The sequence below is a fragment of the Pseudomonas sp. MWU12-2020 genome, assembly GCF_023100605.1.
Lineage (GTDB): Bacteria > Pseudomonadota > Gammaproteobacteria > Pseudomonadales > Pseudomonadaceae > Aquipseudomonas > Aquipseudomonas fluorescens_H.
Window position 1 is genome coordinate 1 of sequence record NZ_JALMEX010000051.1, and the last position, 560, is coordinate 560.

1 protein-coding gene is annotated in these 560 nt (G+C 58.0%); it reads left to right on the forward strand.

Features of this window, described 5'->3' with window-relative positions:
- Positions 1–560: calcium-binding protein (locus M0814_RS28990; RefSeq protein WP_282187901.1), on the forward strand; the 560-nt coding region annotated here is incomplete at both ends.

Below are 560 nucleotides of genomic sequence, written 5' to 3' on the forward strand. Positions count from 1 at the left end.
GATTCGGTCTATTCGACAGTCAGTTACACCCTGGGCGCCAACGTCGAGTACCTCACTTTGCAGGGCACCGCCAACATCAACGGTACCGGCAACAACCTGGCCAACCTGATCACCGGCAACTCCGGCGACAACATCCTCGACGGCGGCGCCGGCGGTGGTGACATTCTGGTCGGTGGTGCCGGCAACGACACCTACATCGTCGACAGCATCAACGACGCAATTTTCGAAACCAGCACCGTGGTCGGCGAGATCGATACCGTCCAGTCCTCCGTGGACTGGACACTGGGCGTCAATCTCGAAAATCTCGTGCTTACCGGCACTGCCAACACTTCGGGTACCGGCAACGATCAGGACAACGTGATCACCGGTAACGCCGGCAACAACATCATCAACGGCGGCGCCGGGGCCGACACCATGAATGGGGGTGCTGGTAACGACATTTATGTGGTCGACAACGTGGGTGACGTGGTCATCGAGAACGGCACCTCGGCAGCGGAAATCGACTATGTGTACGCGTCGGTCAACTACACCCTGACCAACAATGTCGAAAACCTGATACT